The following is a 23,588-nucleotide window of genomic DNA, read 5'->3' as shown; positions in this document are numbered from 1 at the left end:
GTCGCCTCGAGACTTGTCCTTCCCGAAGGCCGAACGAAGGCGCCTGAGAGGAGGAGGGAGTCATGCGCATGCGACGAATCCTGGGCCTCGCCCTGGCCGCGGCGACCCTTGCCGGCGTGAGCGCCGTCGGCGCTGTCAGCGCCGGGGCCGCCTCGTCTCCGAACATCTCCAGAGACGACTGCACGGCCGCCGGAGGACAGATCGTTTCACGCCCCTACGCCGGCGACGCCTGCGCGCTGCCTGACGGGACCTCGCAGGCGATCACCTGACCGCTCGGCGCGCGGCTGGGCAACCAGTCCGCCCGGTGCACCCGGCGCGGTGGCTGCGGTGGCTATGGAGTGACGGCACCCGGTCCACCGCCGGGTGATACCCGCGTGCCCGTCCCGACACCGCGGCACTCGCGACGGTGGACGCCGACCGTCTCGAAGCCAAGGCCGTCACCGCTTCGAGACGGTCCGCGCCGTCCTGAACACCGTGCCCGCCGCCGTCCTGAACACCGTGCCCGCCGCCGTCCTGAACGGCCTCGGCCATGTCGTCACTCAGTGACCGACGAGGTCGTTCGCCTGTCCTGGCTGTTCCGATTCTCCCAGCTGCAGTGATTCGGATTTCCCAGCTGTACTGATCACGAGCGTTGTTGACACTCGGCAGACCCTGAACAGGCGCGGAAGAACGAGCAGTTACGCCGGCCTCGACCCGGGATGTCCGGGGACCGACGAGACGGCGCCGTAACAGCACGACCCACACGACCAAGGAGCCGACCGGCACGGTGCACCCGCCGGTCGGCTCCGCCGTGCTCCTGGACGAGCACGGGGACGACTACGTCGTTCGGCCCATCAAGGGCACCGGCTGCACCGCCGAAAAGGACCAAGCGGAGTCGCCCCACCCTCGCGCTCCGGTACGCCTCCGCGCCCCAGGCCGCCCCGATGACGGCAGTCCCGTACCCCGGCCGACAGGCCCGGAGGAAATCCCGCATGCGCGTCTTCCCTCTCCTGACCGCCGTCACCACCGCCGCGCTCCTGCTCGTCACGGTCACCGGCACGACTCCCGCCGCAGCAGACCCGAACCCCGACGACACACCACTGGTCAAGGTGTCCCACGGCGACCCGTACGCGAAGTGCGCCATCGGAGCGAGGTCCCCCGACAGCATCGTCTACCCGGCCACCGAGGTCGAGCCCTACCTGTCCGTCGATCCGCGCGACCCCAAGCGCGTGGTCACGGTGTTCCAGCAGGACCGCTGGAACGACGGCGGCGCCCGTGGCCTGGCGGCCGCCTGGACCACGGACGGCCACACCTTCCACCAAAACACGCTGCCGTTCAGCCTGTGCGCCCCCGGCGGCGCGGACTACGAACGGGCCTCCGACCCCTGGGTGAGCACCGGACCGGACGGCACCGTCTACGCGAGCGGGGAGGGCGTCGACTTCACGAAGAGCACGCGCACCGCCCTCCTGGCAGTCACGTCCCGCGACGGCGGCCGCACTTGGCAGAACCTCACCACCACGCACGTCGACGAACAGCCGTTCTTCAACGACAAGCCCTCACTCACCGCCGACCCGATCCGCAAGGGCACCGCCTACCAGGTCTGGAACCGCCTCGACAACGACCCACCCGGCCCCAGCTCCCTCGACGGTCCCGGCTACATCTCCCTCACCCGCGACGGCGGCCGCACCTGGAGCGAGGCCCGGCCGTTCGTCGACACCAGCACCGTGCCCAACACCCAGACCATCGGTCATCTGATCGTCGCCGACCGGTGCACCGGCATCCTGTACGACTTCTTCGACCGGATCACCTACTCCGACGACCTGAGCACCGTCGTCGAAGCCCGCTACGAGGTGGTCACCTCGAACGACGCCGGTGAGACCTGGAGCGCCCCGGTCACCGTGGCCCGGGACACCTCCGTACCGGAGGTCGACCCGAACGACCCCACCAAACCGCTGCGCGCCGCGGCCACCCTGCCGAGCCCGGCCGTCGACCCCGAGACAGGCACGCTGTACATGGCCTACGAGGGCTCGGACTTCTCCGGTGGAAAGTTCGACTCCGTCCAGCTGGTGCGGTCCACCGACGGCGGACGCACGTGGGGGACCCCGGAGCTGATCAGCCCCAAGGGCGTTCCGGCCTTCTCACCGTCGATCGCGGTCGACGAGCGGGGCACGGTCGCGCTCACCTACTACGACCTGCGCTTCCTCAAGCCCGGCAACACCACCACCCTGCCCACCGCCTACCAACTGGCCACACTGCAGCACGGAAACCCGAAGCTCCGGACCGAACGACGGATCTCGCGGGTGTTCGACTGGCTGCAGGCGCCGTTCTCCGGGGGCTACTTCCTCGGCGACTACCAAGGCCTGGTGGCAGACGGCAAGGGAGTACGGGCGGTGCTCACCGAGACCCACTCCGGCGCACCCCAGAACCGTACGGACGTGTACACCAGCAGTCTCCGCACCGGCTGACCGACACGGACGCCGTCGACCGGCCCGACCACCGACGGCTGCGGACAGGCCGCCACGGGCCGCCCCTGGTGGCCCCTCGGCTCTGGTCGCCGGGCGACTCTCCCGGGGCTACGCTCCCGCGGGAGCGCCCCGCGGCGCGTGACTGCGGGGCGCCTTGTGGGGTTCAGTCGATCTGCTCCCCGTTGTGCGAACCGCCCTTGCAGTAGTTGCCCTCCTCATTGAGCGCGGGCGTTCCGCCGCCCTGCTTGCACTGAGAGGGGGTGACGTAGGAGGGAGCACCCTGTGCGGTGGCGGTAACGGCGCCTGTGAGGCCGAGTCCGGCGAGGGCCGCCGTGGCGATGACGGCGGCGAGGATTCGTCGAATACGCATGTAGTTCCCCTTTCACGGATTGCCTCGATTGGGGCACTAGTCAGCTTGATCTTCACCCATGTGGGTGGCACGTCATGTTGCGCCATTCGGGTGACATTGCGGTCGGTGCAGGTTCGGTGAATGGGACCCCGTCTCTTGTGCCTCTCTTGACCCTCTCTTGTCCCTCACGGCCTGAGCCCGGGGCGCCCGACGGCGCCAGCTCCGCGAATCCGCCACTGGACTGGCTGTCCTGCGGCTGACCGCCCCGCACTGGGGCGCAGCGGTTTGGGGCGGGAACCCTTTATGCCGGCGGTCGGCGTACCGCGTTGTCGTCCGTCACCTCGTACACGTCGATGCGCAACAGCGCCCGAACATGTGCCGGAACGCGCTGGACGGCCTTGACGGACGAGGACGGCACCACCAGCGCGTACCGCGTGTGGGGTTCCTGGCTCGTCATCCTCCGCAGCAACTGCCCGTAGGCGATGTCGGCGTCGATTCCCTTCTCGCTGGTGCGGCCTTTGGCTTCGCAGATCAGCCGCTCATCGCCTCGCACGGCTTCGAGATCGGTCCAGCGCTCCGTGGGGTCGACCGTTGTCCAGCCCTCGGCGAGAAGCCAGGTACGGAAGGCGTCGGTGACCCGGTCCTCGTCGCTGTGGCGTGCCAGGATCCTCCGCAGCGCGGCCAGGTCCGTCTCCTGGTTACGGCGCAGTCGTCCGCGACCGTCCGCATCGAGATCGGCCGGCCGGATCACGATCAGCCGCAGCCCGTGCGCGGGAATCTCCGTATCACGCCGGGCGTCGTACAGCACCCGCTGCTCGCCCCGGTGGACGCCGCTGACAGTGAGCCTGTCGGGCTTGTCGAAGTGAGGCGTGGGTTGGTCGTGCTGGAGTTCCCGGTACTCGACCACGAGTTGGTGGCCGGGCCAGTAGGCGTCGACCGGAAGTTTGGCACGTCGGCCGCCCGTCCCGGGGTCTCCCTGCAGCCAGTCGAACTTGTGCTGGGCCAGCGCGGTCTCGCCGAGAACCTGGTTGCACAGGCCGACCACGTACGCCTCGTCACTGTCGTCTCTCGTTCCCATGAGCGCGCATCATGTCAGCGTTCGCAGGCATCGAAGTGGGTCTTTCGAGCCTGCTGCCACGCCGTCACGGACCCGGCGGTTGCCCCGCCGAAGCACTGGCCTGGCCACCATTCGGGTACCGGATACCGACCCCTCGATTCACGAAGGATCCCGAGGGATGTCCCATTCCCATTCCCAGGCCGGTGCCAGCCCAGCTGTGGGCCCTTGAGAGGCGCGGGTCGGGTCACACCTTATGGGCGGCCTCCAGTCCGACGGGCGCCGTGCCGACGCACCTCATGCTGTCCGGGTGGCAACTCCTCCTGCGCCTGCGGCGGGCGCACCGGCTTCGCCCATGCGCCTGCCGGCCCGCCATTCCAGTGCCTGGGGTTCCTCGGTGAACTCGATCAGGTGCTGTCCGGCGAACCGTTGCAGTGCGTCGCGCACCTCCGACGGGGTGGCGTAGAAGAACTCCTTGCGACTGTTGACCTGGTTGACCCGCTGTGACGCGAACTGCCGGTGGAGTTCCGTCTCCAGGCCCACCGCGTCCTTACTGAAGATCAGCGCGTGTACGTCGAAACGGAAGGGCACCGCCGCACCACTCAACTCGTAGACCCGCTCAAGAGGTTCGATTCGACGCGTCATGCCGATCTTCACCATGCGATCGCCGAAGGCGCCGATGTTCGAGATGACGTACACGTAGCCGGCGCGGATGTTCGCCGCGCGGGACTCGACGTCCTGCAGAGCGTTCTCGATCTCGGCCAGTTTGGCCTCCATCTCCGCCACACCCGCCTCGTCACCGCGCTCGCGCAGGCGGTCGAGTGCTGACTGGTAGTGGCCGAGTTCCTTGTTCAGCTTCTCGCGCTGCCGGTCGAGTTCCCGCTGGACCGCCGCCTCCTCACGCTCCCGGGCGCGTACCTCACGCTGGGCCTCCTTCTCCTCTTCCTTCTTCTGCAGGAAGTCGGCGGTGAGCTCCAACTCCCGTACGCGCGCGTTGTGGTACTCGTCTGTGATCCGGATGTGCATGGTGGCACCGAGCCGGGCGATCGTTTCGCGGCTCTTGTAGAGCCGGTCGACGAGGGAGCTCAGCCGGTGCGGCCGCATGGACCGCACCGCGTAGTCGGCCTCGGCGTTGTAGGCCCGAAGCATGAGCTTGGAGAAGTCGCGGACCATCTTCTGGCCTTCGCGCTTGGAGCCGTTGACCGTCCAGTCCGTGGCCGCCTGGACGGCGCGGCCCGCACGGGCGAGCGCCTTGATCTCGTTCTGCAGCGTGTCGAGCCGGCTGCGGTAGGCGATCGCGTCGTGCAGCGCGTGCCGGTAGGCATAGATCCCGGCCTCCTGCAGCATGGCGGTCTCGTCGGCGTTGACGATGCGGCCCTGCAGTTCGGCAAGCCGCCGCTCGGCGTCGAAGACGTCCTTGCGGTGCCGGTCGGCCTCCTTGCGGACCCGTTCGGTCTCCTTCGCCGTCCGGCGCGCGTCGCCGAGAATCTCCTTCGCCGTCTCACGCGCGTCCTTGAGGATCCCCTCGGCCTCCTCGACGGCTTCGGCGGACATCCGCTCACGCAGTGCAGCGGCCTCCGCCTCGACCTGCCGCACAAGACCGGCGACCCGCGCGGCGTCCAGCCCCTGTGTCCTCGCGATCCACGCCCGCAGCTCTTCGGCCTCGGACATTGCATCCGAACGCCGACGCCCGAACAGCCCTCCCTTCCGAGGAGCCGGCACCGCGGTCGTGCTCCCAGCAGTGGCCATGTCCGGCACCGCAGAGGCTCCCGTGGCAGGGCCGACAGGGAGGACGTCGGTGGTGGAGTCGGCCTCAGGAACCCACAGCTGCCATCCCGTCGGCATCGGGGGCCACGTGGGGTCGGGCCGCCAGTCCGGCGGCGGCATCCATCCCGCGGGTGGCACAGGCCAACCCGGCGGCGGATTGAAACGGTAAGTAGTCATTCCCCACCCCCTCGCCCCTGAGGCTCCCCAGCACACAGGGCGCCGGACATTCCCGGCAAACGTAGAGTGACCTTTTCTTGGTGATCAGCCACTTGATCATCCGCATATTCCACCTCGTGACCATTCTGTGACTATGTGTGAGGGCCTCTCCGGAGGAGGGTCATGAGTTCCAGGTGGGCGCGACGAAGTCCCCGACCGGTGAACTGGTCGACGAGCCACTGAGTTTCGTACGTGGAGAGAGCGTCGTCCGGTCAGAAACGCTACGGGGGACAGCGCGGATGGCCGGACGTGCTGCGGTGCCTCCTTGCGGCCGCTGCCGGGGCGAAGCAATCTCGCGCGATGCTTCGCAGGTCGGCGTCAACCTGGTGATGAGGAGGTCGCGCCGGTAGTTGTGGCAAACGCCCAGTGAGGGGTCCAACAGACCTGACTCAATGGGCACATGGAGATTGGCGAGCGCTGGGCCTACCGCGCGAGGCAGAAGGAGCTGGGCGGTGCGTTTCGCCAGCTACTCAGCCGGCGCCGCCCAAGGTGGAGCCAGATCCGTGGCGCGGTCTCATCGACGCACGTCAGACTCTTGCGGAGCGCACGGCGCACTCGAAGGCGCAACACCTCTCGCTGGGAGCCGCCGGGGAGCCGCTCCCCGAAGTCGGCTCCCAAATGGCTCCCGAAACAGGGCCGCAACGCAAATCAGGCCCGCTACTGATCTCTCAGTAGCGGGCCTGACCTGGTGTTTTGGCTGTCGGGGTGGCGGGATTTGAACCCACGACCTCTTCGTCCCGAATGAGGTTCGATCATGTTGGCCACCTGCTGTGGGTGGTATCTGCGCAGGTCAGCGCGTTGGTGGTAGTTGGTCTCGGGTGGTCTTGCGGGGGTTCTGGGAGAAGATCTTCTCCCAGATTTCTCCCAAGCGGCGGGGTGACAGCGTGATGGTCGCTTCAGCACGCCGCGTTACGCAGGCGAATTTGCACGACGCGGTGCGGTGTCAGCGGCCGCGTGGCGCGTGGTGCACCGCCGCCTACGCATCGCTCGCGCAGAGGAGATCGGCTGAACCGTCCTTTCAAGGACCTCGACGCCTCCCTGCTCTGCCAGAGGGAGTTGGCCCAACCCGGGCGTGCACCTTCACATTTGGAGCAAGAATGGCTGCCTGGTGGATCAACAGGGAACAGGGGGCTGAGTTCTGCATGACGAGCCAGGTGGAAGTAGTCGGCCTGAGGATCGCCAAGGCACTGTCGTACGTGTGTGGGCATCGGGACGAACTCGCCGCGCTGCTCGACGAGGATGACGCTCCCTTGCGTGCTGTCGAAGCCGCAGTCGGCAGGCCGCCCGCGGACGACGTCTCGCTCACTGCCCTTCTGGACGCCTTGCACGCAGCGGTTCGACGCGCAGGCGACCCGTCGGGGGTGTATGGGGGAACGGGCCGCAGCGCGATGCCGGCCGGTGTTGCTGATTTGGACGTCGTGTACCGGTGCCCCTTGCAGCTGTGCATCGGTCGATCCGGTCATGAAGTGGACGACGACGTGCCACGCTGCCAGTTTGCCCCCGCCGAGACGGCGCTGATCCGGGAGAGGCTCCCGTAGTGGGAGTACTTCTCGGCGAACTCGGCAAGAAGCTGGCCGAGCGGTGGCTGACCCTGCTCGTACTGCCAGGCGCGCTGTACTTGGCGGTCGCCGCAGCCGGACACACCCTCGGGCACAGTACCGCGCTGGACGTTGGCCGACTCGTCCACGCGATCTCGGATGCCGCCCGCTCTCCCCAGGTGACCACGGTGGGCGGCCAGGTCGTGCTGCTGGCTGGCGTCCTGGCCGGTGCGGCCGCCGCCGGACTTGCCGCCCAGTCCCTCGGCTCCGTCGTCGAACGTGTCGCTCTGGCCGCCGGCTGGGGTGTCTGGCCGTGGCCGTTCGGCGAGCTGGCCGAGTACCGCGTGGCACGCAGGCAGCATCGGTGGGACGAGGCGCGGGCGGAGTACGAAGCCCTGATGCTTCGGGAACGCGCTCCGCGTCCGGCTGACCGGCCCAAGACCCGGGAGCGTCATCGTGCGGCGCGCAAGTGCGAGCGCATCTCCGTAGAACGGCCTGAACGGCCGACCTGGAGCGGTGACCGAATCCATGCCGCGACGGCCCGGCTGGACCGAGACGCGCACGTCAATCTCCTCATCGTTTGGCCACATCTCTGGATCCTGCTGTCAGAAGAGATACGCGGTGAGATCGGAAGAGGCCGCGCCGCACTGACACGGGCTGCCGTTCTCGCTGGGTGGGCCCTGCTCTATCTGCCTCTGGCCTGGTGGTGGTGGCCCGCGGCGCCGCTCAGCGCCACGCTCCTGATCATTTCGTCACGTCGCCTCCGTACGGCTGCGGACACCTATGCCGCGCTGCTCGAGGCATCCGTGCGCCTTCACCTGACGGACCTGGCCGACAAGCTACGCATCGAGGAACAACCGATGGGACCTTTGCTGGGTGGCGAGGTCATGCGACGGCTGAACAGTCCGGCGCCCGTGTCGGAACCAGTTTTGTGAGCTCCATCGAATGCAAAGGTTCGCCTCGTCGGGCCTGAACGGTGCAGCAACCAGATCTACCGAGGAACGGGAAGTGACAGGGCGATTCATGCAGGGTCGTGAGCAGGACTTCGCAAGGGAAGACGAACTGGAGAAGCGGATTGCTGTAGTGGGCTTACGGCTGGAACGGATGGCCCGCGAACAAGACCTCGCTGTGGTGCTGGAGCCGGAAGCATTGGTTGAGGCACGCCAACTTGCCGCGATACTCCGAAACGACGAGTCCGACCTGGAAGGTCATCACGTCCTCGGCTGGTTGCACGCTTTCAGGTACCGGGCACTTCCCGAAGAGGCTGGGCAGCGGGACAGAGAGCAGGCCGTCGCCAAGTTCACGCCCTGCTTCCTGTTCGGTGCCGGTGAGGAGGAATTGCCGGACGAACTGCTTCCAGATGTGGCCCAGCGCGCGCTCGCTTTCGTCTGGAGGATCCAGCAAGGGATGAACCCTTCGCCGGACCCGGCGCTGCGCGCAAGAGTGACCGATCTCCTGCGGCGCATCGCAGGAGCTATTCCACATGGAGCAAGTGAGCACGCGGAAACGCTGTCCAATCTTTCCGTCATGCTGAAAAGCCACTTCGACGCCGGTGGCGAACCAGCGGATCTGGACGCGGCGATCGACGCTACCCAGGGCGCAGTGGAAAGCACGGCAACAGGGCACCCGAACCAGCCGGTCATGCTGTCCAACCTGTCAGGTGTGCTGATGCAGCGCTTCACCCATACAGGCGCGGCGGCGGACCTGGACGATGCGATCGCGACCGGCCGATTGGCAGTCCAAGCTTCCGCGGGCGCCCCTGCCGACAGGGCTGGCGGGCTCAACAACCTGGGTACCGCGCTGAAGACCAGGTTCACCGAGAGAGGCATCCTGTCAGACCTGGACGCGGCGATCGAAGCCTTTCAGGAAGCGTCAGACCTTTGTAGCGAGGACCACGAAAAGGCAGGAGTTCTTCATAATCTGGGGACCGCCTGGCACGGCCGATATGAAAGCACCGGCGTACTGGCGGATTTGGACAACGCGATCGAGTGCTGCCAGGCCGCAGTCGAAGCGGCTCCCGAGGAACATCCTGCGCGCTCAATGTTCCTGTCTGGGCTCGGCACCGTCACGCTGACTCGATTCCAGCGCACCGGTGAAACAGCATATTTAGACCGATCTGTCATTGCTTTCCGGGAAGCTCTGGAGATGCTCCCGCCGGGGCACCGGGCTCGTGGGCTTCGTCTCTCCGGCCTGGGTCAAGCTCTCCTGGCGCGATACCGTCTCGGCGGCGACAGATCTGACCTCGATACGGCGATCGAGATGAACCGCGCTGCCTCCCGGGAAATCTCCCCGCACCAGACCGAGTTCAACGCGGTCCTCAACAACCTGGCCATCTCCCTCGGGCAGCGTTTCGAATGCACTGGTGATATGACAGACCTGGACGAGGCGATCAGTGCCAGTCGCGCTTCCGCTCAGGCCACCGCGGACGGTCACGTCGACCGGCCGACCCGTCTGTCCAACGTCGGTCTGATGCTGTGGACTCGGTTCAAGAACACCGGGGCGTTGTCGGACCTGGACGCCGCGATCGAGTTCGCGCACGGAGCTGTGGATACGGCACCCCGTGAACACTCCGCCTTGGCGGCGATGCTGTCCAATCTCGCCACAGTGTTGTTGCAACGCTACGAACGGAACGGCGACCCTCAAGACCTCGACGAGGTGATCCGAAGGAACCGCGATGTCCTCGGCATTGTGGATGCAACCAGTCCTGACCGCCCTCGTTTCCTTGCGAATCTGTGCGCCGCCCTGCACGCCCGTTTCCAGCGCACTGGAGGCTTTGAGGACCTGGATGGAGCAGTCGCGGCGGGACATGATGCGACCGCCACCGTCCCGTCCCACCACCCTGAGCGCCCGAGGTACTTGTCCATGCTGGGAGGCGTGCTGACCGTCAGGTTCGAGAAGACCGGGTCTATAGCGGATCTGGATGACGCGGTGGTTGCGTGCCAGGCCGCGCTCGACGTCGCGCCCGCGGAACATCCAGAGCGCGCCGATTACCTGTTCCAGTTCGGGACTGCCCTGCATCGCCGGTATCAGCGGACCTACTCGCGACACGACTTTGATCGCGCACTGGCCGCCCACATGGAAGGCGCGCGAGCCGACGGGTCCAGGCCCTCGATTCGGATTCGGGCCGCTCAGGCAGCGGCCTCAATGACCGGACGGTCGGATCCTGATCTCGCAGCCGATCTCCTGGCCGGTGCTATACACCTACTGCCCGAAGTGGCAGACCGCCGGCTGAGCCGTCGTGACCAGCAGCACGCCATGGGCAAGTGGTCCGGGCTGGCCGGAGACGCTGCGGCACTGGCTCTTGCTTCTCACGAAGGCACACCCGCTGATCGGGCAGCGCGGGCACTGCAGTTGATCGAGGTGGGCCGTGGCGTCCTCCACAGCCAGGCGCTGGACATGCGGAGTGATCTCGCAGAGCTTCGCGAGTGCCATCCTGACCTGGCCCATCGCTTCGAGGTACTTCGGGACGAGCTCGACCGGCCGATGGAAATGGCCTCCCCCACGGAGGCCGAGGGGCAAGCCAGCGCCGCCGTACGTGCGGTCGATGCTGAGGAGCAACGACGCAGCCGCGCCGACCAACTTCAGGCCACGCTGGACAGCATCCGAACGCAGGACGGATTCGCCAGCTTCGCTCGTCCCCCCGCCGTCAGTGAGCTCCTGGCACAAGCCACCTCCGGCCCAGTGGTGAGCTTCAACGTCAGCCACTACCGCAGCGACGCACTGCTGTTGACGTCCGATGGAATCGAGTCCCTGAACCTGCCCGACCTCACGTACGACCTCGTCATCGACCAGATACAGACCTTCCACAGGGCCCTGGAAACCGTTGCGGATTCTCGCACATCGCCCCTCACTCGAAAAGAGGCGCAATCGACGCTTCACGCTGTCTTGGAGTGGCTGTGGGACGCGGCGGCCGAACCGGTCTTGCGTAGCCTCGGTTTCGCCGGTGAGCCCTTTCCCGGAGAGCCGTGGCCCCGCGTCTGGTGGGCACCTGGCGGGCTCCTCTTACTGCTACCCCTGCACGCTGCCGGCCGTCACTCCGAGTCGCCCCGGGCGGGCTTGAGAGACAGGGAACCGCCGACAGTCATGGACCGTGTCGTCTCCTCGTACACCACCACTATCCGCGCACTGCACCACGCGCGCCGTCATCTCACCTTCGCGCCAACTGTGAGCCGATCACTGATCGTCGCCATGCCCACAACCCCGGGCGTCCAAGGCCGCCTGGACCACGTCTCGGAAGAAGCCGCACTGCTGTGCGGCTTGCTGCCTGAGCCGACGCTCCTTATGGAGCCGGATGCAGAGGCTGAAGACGGCATGACTGTCCCCGGGCCGGAGGCACGACCGACCAAGGCTCGGGTCCTGAAGACCCTCTCCGATTGCGGGATCGTTCATTTCGCGTGCCACGGTGCCCACGACCCCGACGACCCGTCCCAGAGCCTGTTGCTTCTGCACGACCATGAACGTGATCCGCTGACGGTGGCGAGCCTTGCAGAACTGAGGATGGACTCGGCCCAACTGGCCTACCTGTCAGCGTGCCGAACAGCGTTCATGGAATCCGTGGAGCTGATCGACGAGGCCATCCATCTCACATCGGCCTTTCAGCTCGCGGGTTTTCCCCACGTCATCGGCACCCTCTGGGAGATCAACGACGAGGTGGCCTCGCATATGGCAGCTGATTTCTATGCTGAGCTCGGCGGGGACACCGACCAGCATGGTGGCCTCGACACGGATGCAGCGGCTCGTGCTCTGCACCACACCGTGCGTAAGGCCCGTGATCGTTATCCAAAGTCCCCCTACCTCTGGGCGGCCCACCTGCACGCCGGGATCTGAAAGCGAGCGGCTGCCGCGGCTGCTGAGCCGCGGCAGCCGCTCGCACCTTGGCCTCGACTGATCACGAGTGCGCGGTGATTGGTGTCCGTGACGCGAGTGCAGAGCTCACCCACCGTCCACCGCTGTCTTGGTCGCCCCCCCATGACGAGTCAAACGGGGACGCAAATCAATCCTGACGGCTCTTTGGGTGAACTGCCTGTCAGTAGCCTTCCCCGACCAGACATATGCGCTTCCGGGGGTCAAGGAGGCCATTTTGGCCGAGGTCAGTTCAGCAAGTGACGCGTTCGCCTTCTGGAGGTGCTTCAACCATGCTGGCGACGTGAATTTGTGGAGGATCACGAGGTCGGACAGCTCAATAAGGGCAATTGGCACAGACGGAGGATCTTGACTGGCGACCAGTACCGTCATCCCCTTGTGCCTCATCAGACGTACGCTGTCGACCAAGCCGGCGACTAGGTCGGGGCTATCGATGTACTTGTGGGCCTCGTCGAAAACGACCAGCTTATTGAAGCGATGATCTGCGTCCTGAGCTTCGGCGAACAGCTGCATCAGCACGACGAAGAGGCCCAGAGCCTCGTCCTTTTCGATGAACTCGTCTCGTAGATCAACGATGATCAACCGCCCCGGGCGGACCAGGTCCTTGACCCGAACGCTGTCGTCAATGTACTCGGCGGCCAGATCAAGGCGCTGATGTGCCAACGTCTTGATGTGGTCGGTGAGTGTGGACTCGTCAATGCCCTGGCGCAGAGTCTCCAGATCGAGGTCGTGCCGATGGGCACGCATGATCCTGCCGAGCTGGCGGATATACGTTGACTGATTGCCGACCGCACCCATCAGAAACCGCCAGTGCTCCGCCCGCAGCTCAGAGGACGCGAACTTGAGTGGACGCACTTCCAGCCCTGGGTGCTCGGCTTGCCGGTCCGCCAGTTGTGCCTCGGGTACCAGGAGCACGACATCCTCAAGAGCGGCCGGTCCCACTCCGTACCGCTCCTGGAGCAGGCGTACTTGATCCGGCTCGTCGTTCGCGGCGGCCATGCTGGTGAACTCTGGTGCGTAGTCGAGAGTCTGGCTGTAGTGGAAGACCACAGTAGCCAGCGGACTGGGCAGCTGGTTGACAGGAGAGGCCGACAGGGAAGCCGACTCCACGACTGATCCGAGTGTGTAACTCTTGCCGCCCCCCTGGACGCCGAAAAGGCTGATGGTGTGGGCTCCGTTGAGGTCGAGCGCGATGCGACGCCCCGCGACCTCCCCTAGCACTCCGTACTGGGGAGACTGTTCTGACACGCCCAGGTAGACATCCGGAGCATAGGCTGCCATGGCGGCCCCAGCAGACGGAGCTGACTCCGCTCCGGTCAGGGAGGCTTGCCCTCCAGTGCTCGTGTCACGTGACGGCTCACCAGCCGCTAGATCATCCCCGTGCGCGGCACTGTGGCTGGAGCCTGGTTCGTCTACGGTTTCCACGTGCTGATCCGGCTCCTCTACGCGCTCGGGTTCCGCCGACTCCACATCGAAAAGAGTCAGTTCGGGTGCTTCGGTGTGCTGTTCGGAGCTCGTTTCTCGAATTCGGCTCGGTGCCCGGAAAGCCGCCTGCGGAAGCCTGGGAACGGCCAGTTCCATCGTTGCGAGAGTTGTCGTGCCTTCAGTTGCGTCGCTGCCGAGAGATGGGTCGGTCGGCACCGCGTCGACGAGTTCGCGGATGAGGTCGCGGCCGATCCGGTGAAATTCGATACCACCCTCCACCTCCGTACCACTTCCGTTGCCCGCGAGGTCGAACAGCAACCCGGTGTGGGTGAACTCCAGCTCGTAGCCCAGGTCGAGAGCTTCCAGCACAGCGCGCGCCTCCGCAGCCGCGCCAGGCGTGCGCATGACGTCGTAGCGGATCGCGCGATCGAGGTGGAAGCGGAGCAAAGTAGCAAGCTCCGCATTCTTTACGACTCGGTCGGGACGGTCGGTCGATCCCACATCGCGTGCGAAGTGCAGTCTCAGGACTTCCTCACTGCGCCTGAGCTGCTCGGTCATCGTGGCCTTCAGCAGCTCGTGGGCGGCGATGCCGTCGAGCGAGCTGTAGCACTTGACCTCTACAAGGCGGCAGGTGATCAGCCTGCGCTGCGGGGCTGTGTGATCCAGTTCGAAGCCGAATAGGGCGAGATCGGTACGGCGCATACCCACCGTCTCGCCTACGGCGTCGGCACGCCGACGTGCTTCCCGGTAGAGGTTCTGATGAGCGTCCAACGGCACCAGCACCTGATCTGCGAGCACGCCCTGATAGTCCAGATAGAGACGTGCGAGCGCCAGCCCAAGGACTTCTGTCCGCTGCGTGGCCGATGCCGATGCCAGCTTGAAGGCCAGCCGTCCGGACAGCAGCCGCAGCTGGTCGAAGAAGGTGCCGGTGTGCCGCTCATCGAGAGCGATCGCGTGCCCATCGGCAACTGGAGAAAACAGGGTTCGTAGTTCCTGACTCGACCGTGAGCTCACGACGAGGTGATGTCCGAGTCCGCCAATGGTGTCGGCGTCGTAGTCGATCACGTAGTCGGGCCGGTCATCGCCTGCCGGGCGATCGAAGTAATCGACACCCATGGTCCGGTCCACGGTGATGACCCAGTCACTGATGCGATGGGCACGGTTCAGGAGAGCTCGCTCATCGGTGGTGAGCACCAGAGAGGTTCGGGGCACCAGGCTCCGGCCGGCCTGCCCTGTGGCGACCGTTGCCATGGCAGCAGACACGGCTGCGGGAAGCGAACCGAGTACGTCGCTGAGATCTTCAGCACCGGGCAGGCCGAGCGGGATGCCATGTCTGGGCCATTTACGCCAGGTGGCGTCCCCGCCCTCCTGGCGGTACTCCATCGCCATGTCCTGGACCAGGCCGTGCACTGGAGCGACCGAACGTGCGGCACTGGGAACCGCGTCCACTTGCTCGCTGCCGAAAACATCGAAGAGGAGTGTGAGGTGAGCGGCGTGCTCGGGTGAGGGGTCGTCGAGGTTGCTGAGAGGTCTCACAGCGACGGCGAGCTTGGCGGGGGCGCCGTCCGCGCTCGGGACATGGAAAGCTTCGGCGGCATTGACGGTGCTCCATTCACCGCGCAGCAGTTCGGCAAGTGCTTCACCGCTCCATTCCTGCTGGCCTGGGGCCGCATAGAGCCTCATGTCGTAGCGGATGTTCGGCACTGTGGCACGGCGCTCCAGTTCGATGAGCATGTCCGCCAGGTGCTCGGCCCGACCTGCACCAACCGCATTGATGATGAGGGTGCGGATGTAGGGATGAAGGCGTAGATAGCGCTCCACTCGGTCCGCCAGGGAGCCACCAGATACCACCGATGCGCCACCCCACTGCTGGGGCAGCTTAAGACCGGTCGCGAGCTGGGCGAGAATGCCTTGCGGGTCTTCCGTACCCGCCGGCAAGTACACGCCCCAGTACGGCGTGAGATCCACGGCCGCGGTAGCCAGTCGGCCGTCGGGACGCGGCACTGCCAGCGGAAACCCCAGCGGACTCAGGCCCTCCAGCAGTGTGTGCTCGATGGCTGCGAGAGTGGCCTTGTCGTACGTGCTGCTGTAAGGCTCATCCGACTCGGAACCACGGAGCCAGCTTCGTCCGAGTTCGGACCACGTCACCAGCCATAGCAGGCGCAGTGGATGCGTGGGCGGCACCAGGAGAGCTTCCTGGCGGCCCCCCAGCGGGTCGCTGTGCTCCACGGTGAGGGTGTCCAGCCGCAGCAGGCCGCCGAGCTCTGCGTGCAGTTGAGGCAGTTGGTCCGGGTCTGCGCTCTCGACCAGTCTCAACTGATGTCTGATCAGGGCTTCGTATGCTGCCGCGTATTCACCCGCGTCGGCGCGCAAAGCGGTCGGATCGCAGCCCTCGACCGTGGGTACCGGTGTGGCTGACCCGGTGTCTCCAGTGACAAGTTTGAAGATCGTTCGACGAGTCTGGAGAAAACGGTCCATCAGCTCGTCTTCGATGTGGCTCGGCCAGGGCAACGGCTGCGAACGCAGATCGCCCGTCTGGTCTCCGGAGATCTCCAGCCTGGCCTCGGTCATGTTGTCCGGGGTGGTGAGCACGGAACGCTGGTGATCGGTCAGCACCGGAGGCAGCGGAATCTCGACGGCACCGTGACCACCGAAGGAGGCCAGCAGGCTGTATTGGCCGCTTCCAGATGTGGCCTTGGCGACGGTGGAACGGAGCCGGACATCGGCAGGATCCCGGCGGTCACCAGCGGCTTGGACCCGCAGTCGGACGAGTGCCTGGGCAACTCCTATGTCCTTGCGAAAACGCTGGTCAGGAACCTCGTCGATGTCTCCGCCGGGAAGAACGAAGAATCGGTCGCTCTCCTGCGGCTGCTGCCGGTCGCCCGACGACCGCTCGACCGGCAGCGGCAGCCCGTCGGCGTCCACCGGTTCGACCCTCACGTAATGCCAGCCGGCGTCCAAGCCCGCTTTGTCGAGCTTTGTGAATGATGCCTTGAAGAATGTCTTGGCGGTCTTGGTGACATTCGCGTATGCCGTAACTCCGGTGGCTCCACCATCCTCGGAGATCAACTTTGCCGCGAAGCGGATCAGCCCGGTCACCTGGCGCGGGTCGGGTGACACTGCGAATTCCACGCTGAACTTGTTCATTCCCCTGGAACCCACGGGGAGGTAGTGCTGTCCGGAGATGGTGCCGAGGACCGGATCGGTCGCGTCTTCGGGACTGGCCCCGGCGACCGGTAGGGACAGTTCGGCTACGGTGACGCGGACCGCGGTCACCTGAGCCGGCTCTTTCAGCGGCCAGTGCTGAAAGGCCAGCGGCCAGTTGGTCCGGTCCACGGCGATGCTACGGGCCAGGGTCCGCGGGTCGTCAAGGCCCACCTTGTCAACGGCTTCCAGCAGCCGCTCCCGGAACTGCGGCTGAGAGAGTCCGAGATCCAGTACACGCTGCCGGGCCGTACGCTGGGGGTCGGCCAGGCTCTCCGCCACACGTACGTTCTGGGTAACTCGGCCGCGAATCGCGTCGGGATCGGCGAAGACGGTGAAGTCAGGCACCAGACCGACCTCGAACAGCGCTGCGCCTGCGGCTTCGGGGTCGTAGTCGTTGTGTTGAGCGCTGAGCAGGAATCGGGCCTGGTCCCGAGAATCGGCGCGGGCCTGTTTGGGATCCTTTGCCGCCGCCTCATCCAGGACTTCGAAAACCTGGGCGACGCCGTCCCGCAATGTGGTCGGCAGCGCTCCGCGCAGGCGCTCAACGAGGTCTGCGTAGACATCGCCTAGGTCAATCTGCTCGAACGTGGCCACCCCGAAGGAGTCCTCGGCGCTGGCGTGCGTTCCCGGTGGCACGAAGGCCAGCAGTGGCGGACGCAATACCTCCCCGTTGGGGGTGGGCATAGGGTTCCGCAGCTCCACGAGCTTTGTGCTGGTCACCGCAAGGTCCTCGGGTACCACGGCCGGGTCTCCGAGAACGTGTACTTGGGCACTCGTTCCGAGAGCGGACCGGATTCCTTGGGCCAGTCGTGCCGCCAACGGCACGTCCACGTCCGTGATACGCGCGCAGTGCCCGGCCCCTCGTTGCCGCATGAGTGCCACCAGGCGAGGGACCAGCATCTCCTCCAGCGCGTCGGTGAGATCATCCTCCCGGACCTCGCGCAGCCCGACCGGGACGGAGTTCTCGTGGCTTCCAGGCGTGCTCATGACGTTGTCCCGTCGGCAGAAACGGCGTATCGGGGCGTGATGGTCTGGGCGAGGTAGGCGTCGGACAGATCGGTGTAGAAGCCGATCTCCCGCAGCCGGGTGGTGAAGGCCGTCAGATTGGCGCGCAGTGCCGCATGGTCGGTGATGCTGGGGATACCGAAGCCGTCACCGGGAGGAATCCGGTCCACGTACAGGCCGTACCGTTCACGGATCACCTCCAGGAATTCGTCGATGCGGAGTGCCGCAGTGTGATAGCCTCGCGCGCCGCCGGGACGCAGCAACGCGATTTGGAGCAGTACCTCCAGCAGACGGCCGTCCAGGACGAAGCGCCGCCTGCCACCGCGCGGCTGAGTGATCATCGCGCCCGGTCGGTTCTTGAGGAGCAGGGAGTCGAGGCAGTCCGTGAGGTAGCGGCGGTGGAAGTCGACACGTTCCGCCGTGACAATCTCCACGAAGGCACTGAACTCGTCGAGTCCCAGGGCCAGAATCCGCTGGACGGTCTCGTCCTGCGCCGACTGGGCGGCGGCGATCACCGCCGACAGGCGGAAGTTGCCGTACGCCACACGGTCCGCACGGTACTTCGGGCCGAGCAGCCCGATGAGGAAGGGCACGGTGAAAGGTGTCGCACTCCGCTTGACGCCGTGCTTGTGCTTGGCCGCGAGATCGGCCGCGAAGTCCTCCAGCTTCCGGACGGTGAAGGTCGCGCGGACGAATTCCGGTATCCGCGCATACCAGGAGTCGGCACTTCGCTCAGCGAGCCGTGCGCTGTCGGTACCGGGCACTCCCGCCACGTCGAGGAAGAACCCGTAGGACTGCTGGACCGGCCCAGTGGCCCCCGGCTGCCGCACCATGGTGGGCAGCAGCTTCGTGGCCCGAAGGTGGTAGAGCGCCAGATGGAAGGCGAACAGCACCTTCAGGTACTCCACGAAGACGGAACGAGGCATCAGCGTCCGGTAGAACATCATCCGACGGATGTCCTCGACCAGCAGATCTGACCACGGCGCATGCAGCGGCTGATGAGAGACACGAGGTACGCGCTTGTCGGCGCTGTCGGCCACCTCGTTCCGCTTGGACTCCGAGAGGTTGATCAGCGCCTGGGTCTCCACATCGACATCGGGGCCCGGCGTGATGCGCAGCGTACGCAGATCGATGCCCGCGAAGAAGAAATCCTTCAGCTGCTTGAGGACTCCGTGGCCTGCGCCGGCCTGCGCGATCATCTCGTACAGGTGCTCATCGGCTCCATAGGGCCTGGCCTTGCGCGCATTGCGGAACTGGTACGTCAGTCCGTGCAGCGGTCGCAGCCCGGCCACGGACTGGGTGGCCCTGCCCCGCCCCACCAAGTCGGCCAGATTGGTCTCTACCCACCGGTAGGTCACCTCCCGGTTCTGGTCGAAACCGGCGAAGAGCTGCGGACTCTCCATGAAGAAGTCCGTGTAGTCCTCCAGCGTCAGCTCTCCGGTACGGGCCAGCCTGGCCGGCCAACCGTCATGCCTGAGCCGTGCCAGGAACGCGCTGAGTACCCGGTCCATCTCGACCTGTTTGTAGTCGAGGTAGCTCACACCGGCATGCCGGAACTCCTTGTCACCCGTGCCCAGCGTCACGACAGCTCCTCCTCGCGCGGGGCGGCGGTCCGCTCCATGACCAGCCGTCCGTCGTTCTCCCGGCGTACTCGGTGCGGCTCACGCCCGTTCGTGGTGAGCAGCACCTCCTGGTACGGAGCAGAGGACAGCGCGTTCTTGAAGATGGCCAGGCCCAGGTGGAGGCCCTGTTGTTCGGCCAGCGACGGCAGATAGCCACCGCGCAAGCGCTCTAGCAGCTCGAAAGTATCCAGGCGGATACGCAGGCTAGCCCGATGGCCCAGCGGCCCCCGGTAGTTGAGGGTGAGTGAGTCCGCTGCTTCTTCGATGTACGGGGACTGCGGGGCTCCCGATCCGCTGAGGGACAGGTGAGACGCCGGAAACACCCGGTAACTGCGGATCGTCGCTCCGGTAATCCGGCGGATCTGGAGCACAAGATCGGCCCCCATGACACCCGGTTCCAGCAGTCCTTCTCCCCTGTTGATCGCCGTGATGAGTTCGGGCAGAAGTTCTGGAAGCCGCTCCGGAGCGCCGAGTACGTTGAGGAAGCGCTGCGCCGACCGGTAGGGGAGCATCCTGGCGGCCCGCTCGCCGTCCAGGGACTCGAAGTAGAAGCGCCGCCGGGCCGCTGCCAGATACCACTGGTGCTCGGCGACCTGCTCCGGTGTGGGCGCGGCGGACCGCTCCAGTTCCTCATGGGTCCGACGCAGCAGAGCATGGTCGTAATCACCACGGCCGGCGAAGACCGCGAGCGCGGATCCGTCGTGAGGTCCGGTGTAGTCCAGCCGTCGGTCCAGTGCCGGTGCTGGTGTCGACGCCACGTCCACCTGTCTGAGCTCAGCCAGCAATCTGTCGTTTCCGCGCTCGGGTCCGATCCAGCTCGAAAAGTAGTAGCTGTCGAGGATCTCCTGCCGAGTGCCGTCCTGGTACAGCTGGTGGATGTCCGTGCAGTCCCGGCCGGAGGTGAGGGTGTAGGCGAGGGCCGACCGCAGATCGCGCAGGGTGATGTGCATGCGCCCCCGCAGATGCGTCAGCGCGTACAACTGGTGTAGTCGGGACCGTACTCGGGGCCCGGCGTCGGGATCGGCGAACGTTTGCGCATTGTGCCGTGCGTAGCACTGGTCCTTGAGAGAGCAACTGCCACAAGCGGACCACCGGACGGGGTCGCTGAGCTTCAGCAACATACGGTCGAAGAGCGAGCTGGAGCCGGGTAGTTCGCCGTCCGCAGCCTGAGTCGTCACGACACTGCGCCGGTTGAGGTTGACCACGGCGATCCGCTGTCCGCCGACTCCGCTTCCCGTCAACCCACCGTGCAGGACTTCGGCCAGGCGCTCGAATCGGGCCCGATGGGCGGTGAGGAAATCGACGAGCCGTCCCTCGTTGATGGCGATGAGTCGAGTGGCAGCGGCGGGGTTCCAGCTGCTCTCCGGCCCGCCATACGGGCCGAAGAACTCCGTCAGGACCTCGTCGTTGCCACGCGCTCCTTCGTCCTGACTGCCGTCGTTGTTGGTGTGGAACCAGCGGTCGCCCAGCTGGAAGTCCGCACCGTTGTCACGGCTGGGGCCCTGTATGGCCCCACGCTTGACCGCCTCTTCGAGGAGGTTCTCCAGGAAGGCTGTCTTGCCGTCACCGGCGTTGCCGGTGATGACCACGAGATCGAGTTCGCCCGACAACACATCCCGCAAGAGGTGATCGTCGAGAGCCGTACTGACGTAAAGGTGATGGATATCCCGGCCCCGCGTGCCTGCGTTGCTGTGGACGCTCTGGCTGTACAGCGATCGCAGATGGCCAAGATACGGATTACGGTCCGATACGGGTGCGGAAGTTGTCACGGGAACGGGGGCCACGGGCGGACTCGTGGAACTCCGCGCCTGTCCTACCGCCCTCAGTGTGGCCAGGAATTCGGCAGCGCTGCTGTAACGTTCGCTGCGCCGCGGGCTGATCGCACGCCGCACCGCTTGCACAAATGGCTCGGAAAGGTCGTCGAGCCCGACGAAGCCCCGCAGATCCGGTGCCGGCTGGCCGATCGGCGGCTGAGGCGCACGACCCCAGGGGTAGGCCCCGGAGACGAGCTGGTACAGCGTGATTCCCAGGGCGTACACGTCCCGGTCCGCGAGCTCGTCGGTGGTCGGCGTCCGGGTGCGGTCCGCGTCCGGCGGTACGTACTTGGGGGTACCGCCCGACTTCGAGAGGCTGTCGTCAGTCCTGACCGACACATTGAAGTCGATGATCAGGCAACCGCGGTCGGTGTTGATGAGGTTCGCGGGCTTGATGTCGCAGTGGAACACGCCATGGTCGTGCAGAAAGGACAGGCCGTCGGCCACCTCGCATCCGAGGCGCAGCACCTCGGCTGGCGACAGTGATCTCTCCGCGACCAGATGCGCGACGTCATGGCCTTCCAGGTGAGGGAAGGCCAGGTAGGGAAACCTGGTCCGGTCCACGTAGTTGGCCTCGATGACCTGGACCACGTGATCGTGCCGGGGTAGGGACAGCAGTGTCTGGTATTCCTGCCGGAGCCGCTCCACCAGGGACTCGGGATCCTTGGTGATGATCTTCACTGCGCGGTAGGTCGAAGCCAGGTCGTCGAAGACCTGATAGACCGCTCCGAACCGGCCCCGGCCGAGCTGTTTCACCACCGTGTACTTGGCGGTCAGCTGGAACCCCGGCTCCAGATTGCGGTAGTCGGGTTCCTCGGCGTCGGAGCCGGAGGACGGCACCATGCCGCCGCCTCCTCGGCCTCCGCTGCCGCCCCCGCCCAGTGCCCGCCGCAGGTCCCGCAGCGCCTCCGCCGCAGACGGACGACGATTCGGCGCCAGGGCGCACATACGTTGCAGAAGCCGGGACACAGCAGCGTCCACGCCCGCCCGCGCCAGCTCGGCTGCGGGGAGCAGGCTGCCCTTCTCCGCCTGGTCGGTCGCGGTCGCGAACGGCAGCTCGCCGGTGACGAGCTGATATGCGATGACCCCGGCTGCGTACACATCGGCGGCCTGAGTGAGCTGACTTGGCCTGCCCTGCGCCTCCGGAGCCACATAGTGTTCGTCCAGTACCGTTTCCAGCTGGTCGGCAACGGAGATCTCACGGGGCCCATCCGGCCGCGCGTAGTCGAAATCCGTGAGCAGCGCCCGGCCACCGGAACGGACGAGCACGGCAGCCGGGCTCAAGGCACGGTGAGTGATCTTGTGCGCGTGGACGTGGGCCAGCCCACTCAACAGATCGGTGATGATCCGCCACTTGGTGTCGGTCGCGGGTGCCTGGCGCGGGTTGACCAGCAACAGCTGGAGGGGTTGTGCCTGAACATCCTCCAGGACGAGCACATAACTGCTCTCGTCCTCCCCGGTGAAGAAATCCCGGTGCCGGACCACGCACTCGTGCCCCTGCATCCGGCGCAGCGCCGAGTAGGCGTTCGCAATCTTGTGCCGCTCGGTCTTCCGCTCGGCCTCGTCCAGCAGCGGATTGGCACGGTAGACCCGCAGCAGCGCGGTGTCGTTCGCCTCGCGGAAAGCTGTGCCTACCGCCCGGTAGTCCGTGACGCGGCCGTCAGGAGTGCCGCCGAGCCTCTCGGTCACCTCCCAGGAGCCGAACACCTTCGGGCCGGTCGGGAGCGTCACCGCTCCGGTGAGTGCTTGCACCAGTGGCGTGTGGTAGCTGCTGATGTCACGGACACAGGCGGGCTTGGTGACCCGTGCCGGATCGAGGAGTGCGGCGAGCAGGCCATCGAGTTCGACGACATCGGCGGCGTCTCTGCCGTCCCGGTCGATGAAATCCGCTTCATACGGGAGCACGACGAGGGAGTCCACAAACACCCTGGCCAATTCCGAATGCGACTGTGTCAGCTTCGACTTGAGCTTCCGCGCGACGTTCCGGATCTTGGCCACCGGAGACCCGTACGACTTCCCACTGCTCGTCACCCACTTCGGCCCGGTCACCTCGACCCGCCCCCGTACGCCCTTGACGTCGATCAGGTGGAGCGCGTGATCAGCGACCACGATGACGTCGATTTCGTACGGGCCTTCCCGGGTCGGGACCTCCACATTGCTCATCACGATCCAGTGCGGCGGACCATTCTCGACGAGATACCGGACCACCTTCCGCTCACCGTCATTGGCGAACGGACCTCCCGGGATGTGCTGTGCCATGCGCTGACGCGCCCCCTCCTGGTGC

Annotated in this window: 11 protein-coding genes; 5 read left to right on the top strand and 6 right to left on the bottom strand. The window is 66.1% G+C overall.

Features of this window, described 5'->3' with window-relative positions:
* Positions 1-62 precede the first annotated feature (62 nt).
* Complete coding sequence (locus tag AB0N16_RS25330) at positions 63-269, top strand: hypothetical protein (protein ID WP_365800336.1); 207 nt, start codon at positions 63-65, stop codon at positions 267-269.
* A gap of 702 nt (positions 270-971) precedes the next feature.
* Positions 972-2,444, top strand: coding sequence for a sialidase family protein (locus AB0N16_RS25325; RefSeq protein WP_365800334.1), 1,473 nt, complete (start codon positions 972-974; stop codon positions 2,442-2,444).
* Between the two features lie 163 nt (positions 2,445-2,607).
* Here the strand turns inward: AB0N16_RS25325 and AB0N16_RS25320 are convergent, their stop codons facing one another.
* From AB0N16_RS25320 to AB0N16_RS25310, 3 genes are all read right to left on the bottom strand, one after another.
* Positions 2,608-2,814, bottom strand: a complete 207-nt coding sequence (locus AB0N16_RS25320) for a hypothetical protein (protein ID WP_365800332.1) — start codon at positions 2,812-2,814, stop codon at positions 2,608-2,610.
* A 280-nt stretch (positions 2,815-3,094) separates the two neighbouring features.
* Positions 3,095-3,871: a hypothetical protein gene (locus AB0N16_RS25315; RefSeq protein ID WP_365800330.1), complete on the bottom strand. Its 777-nt coding sequence runs from the start codon at positions 3,869-3,871 to the stop codon at positions 3,095-3,097.
* Positions 3,872-4,144: 273 nt separating this feature from the next.
* Positions 4,145-5,518 carry a DUF4041 domain-containing protein gene (locus AB0N16_RS25310; RefSeq protein WP_365800328.1) on the bottom strand — a complete coding sequence of 458 codons (1,374 nt, stop codon included), beginning with the start codon at positions 5,516-5,518 and terminating at the stop codon, positions 4,145-4,147.
* 1,409 nt (positions 5,519-6,927) lie between these two features.
* Here AB0N16_RS25310 and AB0N16_RS25305 point away from each other — a divergent pair.
* From AB0N16_RS25305 to AB0N16_RS25295, 3 genes are all read left to right on the top strand, one after another.
* Complete coding sequence (locus AB0N16_RS25305; protein ID WP_365800326.1) at positions 6,928-7,368, top strand: hypothetical protein; 441 nt, start codon at positions 6,928-6,930, stop codon at positions 7,366-7,368.
* On the top strand, positions 7,368-8,303 hold the full coding sequence (locus AB0N16_RS25300; protein WP_365800324.1) for a hypothetical protein: 936 nt from the start codon (positions 7,368-7,370) through the stop codon (positions 8,301-8,303). Before AB0N16_RS25305 ends, AB0N16_RS25300 begins: the two co-directional genes overlap by 1 nt.
* 73 nt (positions 8,304-8,376) lie before the next feature.
* Positions 8,377-12,195, top strand: a complete 3,819-nt coding sequence (locus tag AB0N16_RS25295) for a CHAT domain-containing protein (RefSeq protein WP_365800322.1) — start codon at positions 8,377-8,379, stop codon at positions 12,193-12,195.
* A 105-nt stretch (positions 12,196-12,300) separates the two neighbouring features.
* Here AB0N16_RS25295 and AB0N16_RS25290 read toward each other — a convergent pair whose 3' ends face one another.
* From AB0N16_RS25290 to AB0N16_RS25280, 3 genes are read right to left on the bottom strand one after another with little or no spacing between them, the layout of a single operon-like run.
* On the bottom strand, positions 12,301-17,850 hold the full coding sequence (locus AB0N16_RS25290; RefSeq protein ID WP_365800320.1) for a hypothetical protein: 5,550 nt from the start codon (positions 17,848-17,850) through the stop codon (positions 12,301-12,303).
* Entirely contained in the window at positions 17,847-19,451 is a 1,605-nt protein-coding gene (locus AB0N16_RS25285; protein WP_365800318.1) for a hypothetical protein, read from the bottom strand. The genes AB0N16_RS25290 and AB0N16_RS25285 overlap by 4 nt, the downstream gene beginning before the upstream one ends.
* On the bottom strand, positions 19,448-23,563 hold the full coding sequence (locus AB0N16_RS25280; RefSeq protein ID WP_365800316.1) for a protein kinase: 4,116 nt from the start codon (positions 23,561-23,563) through the stop codon (positions 19,448-19,450). The genes AB0N16_RS25285 and AB0N16_RS25280 overlap by 4 nt, the downstream gene beginning before the upstream one ends.
* Positions 23,564-23,588: the final 25 nt, after the last annotated feature.

Origin of the sequence: Streptomyces sp. NPDC051105 (assembly GCF_040682795.1) — a bacterium.
Taxonomy (GTDB): Bacteria; Actinomycetota; Actinomycetes; order Streptomycetales; family Streptomycetaceae; genus Streptomyces.
The sequence above is the reverse complement of the archived record's forward strand: the minus strand, read 5'-3'. Positions and strand labels throughout refer to the sequence as shown.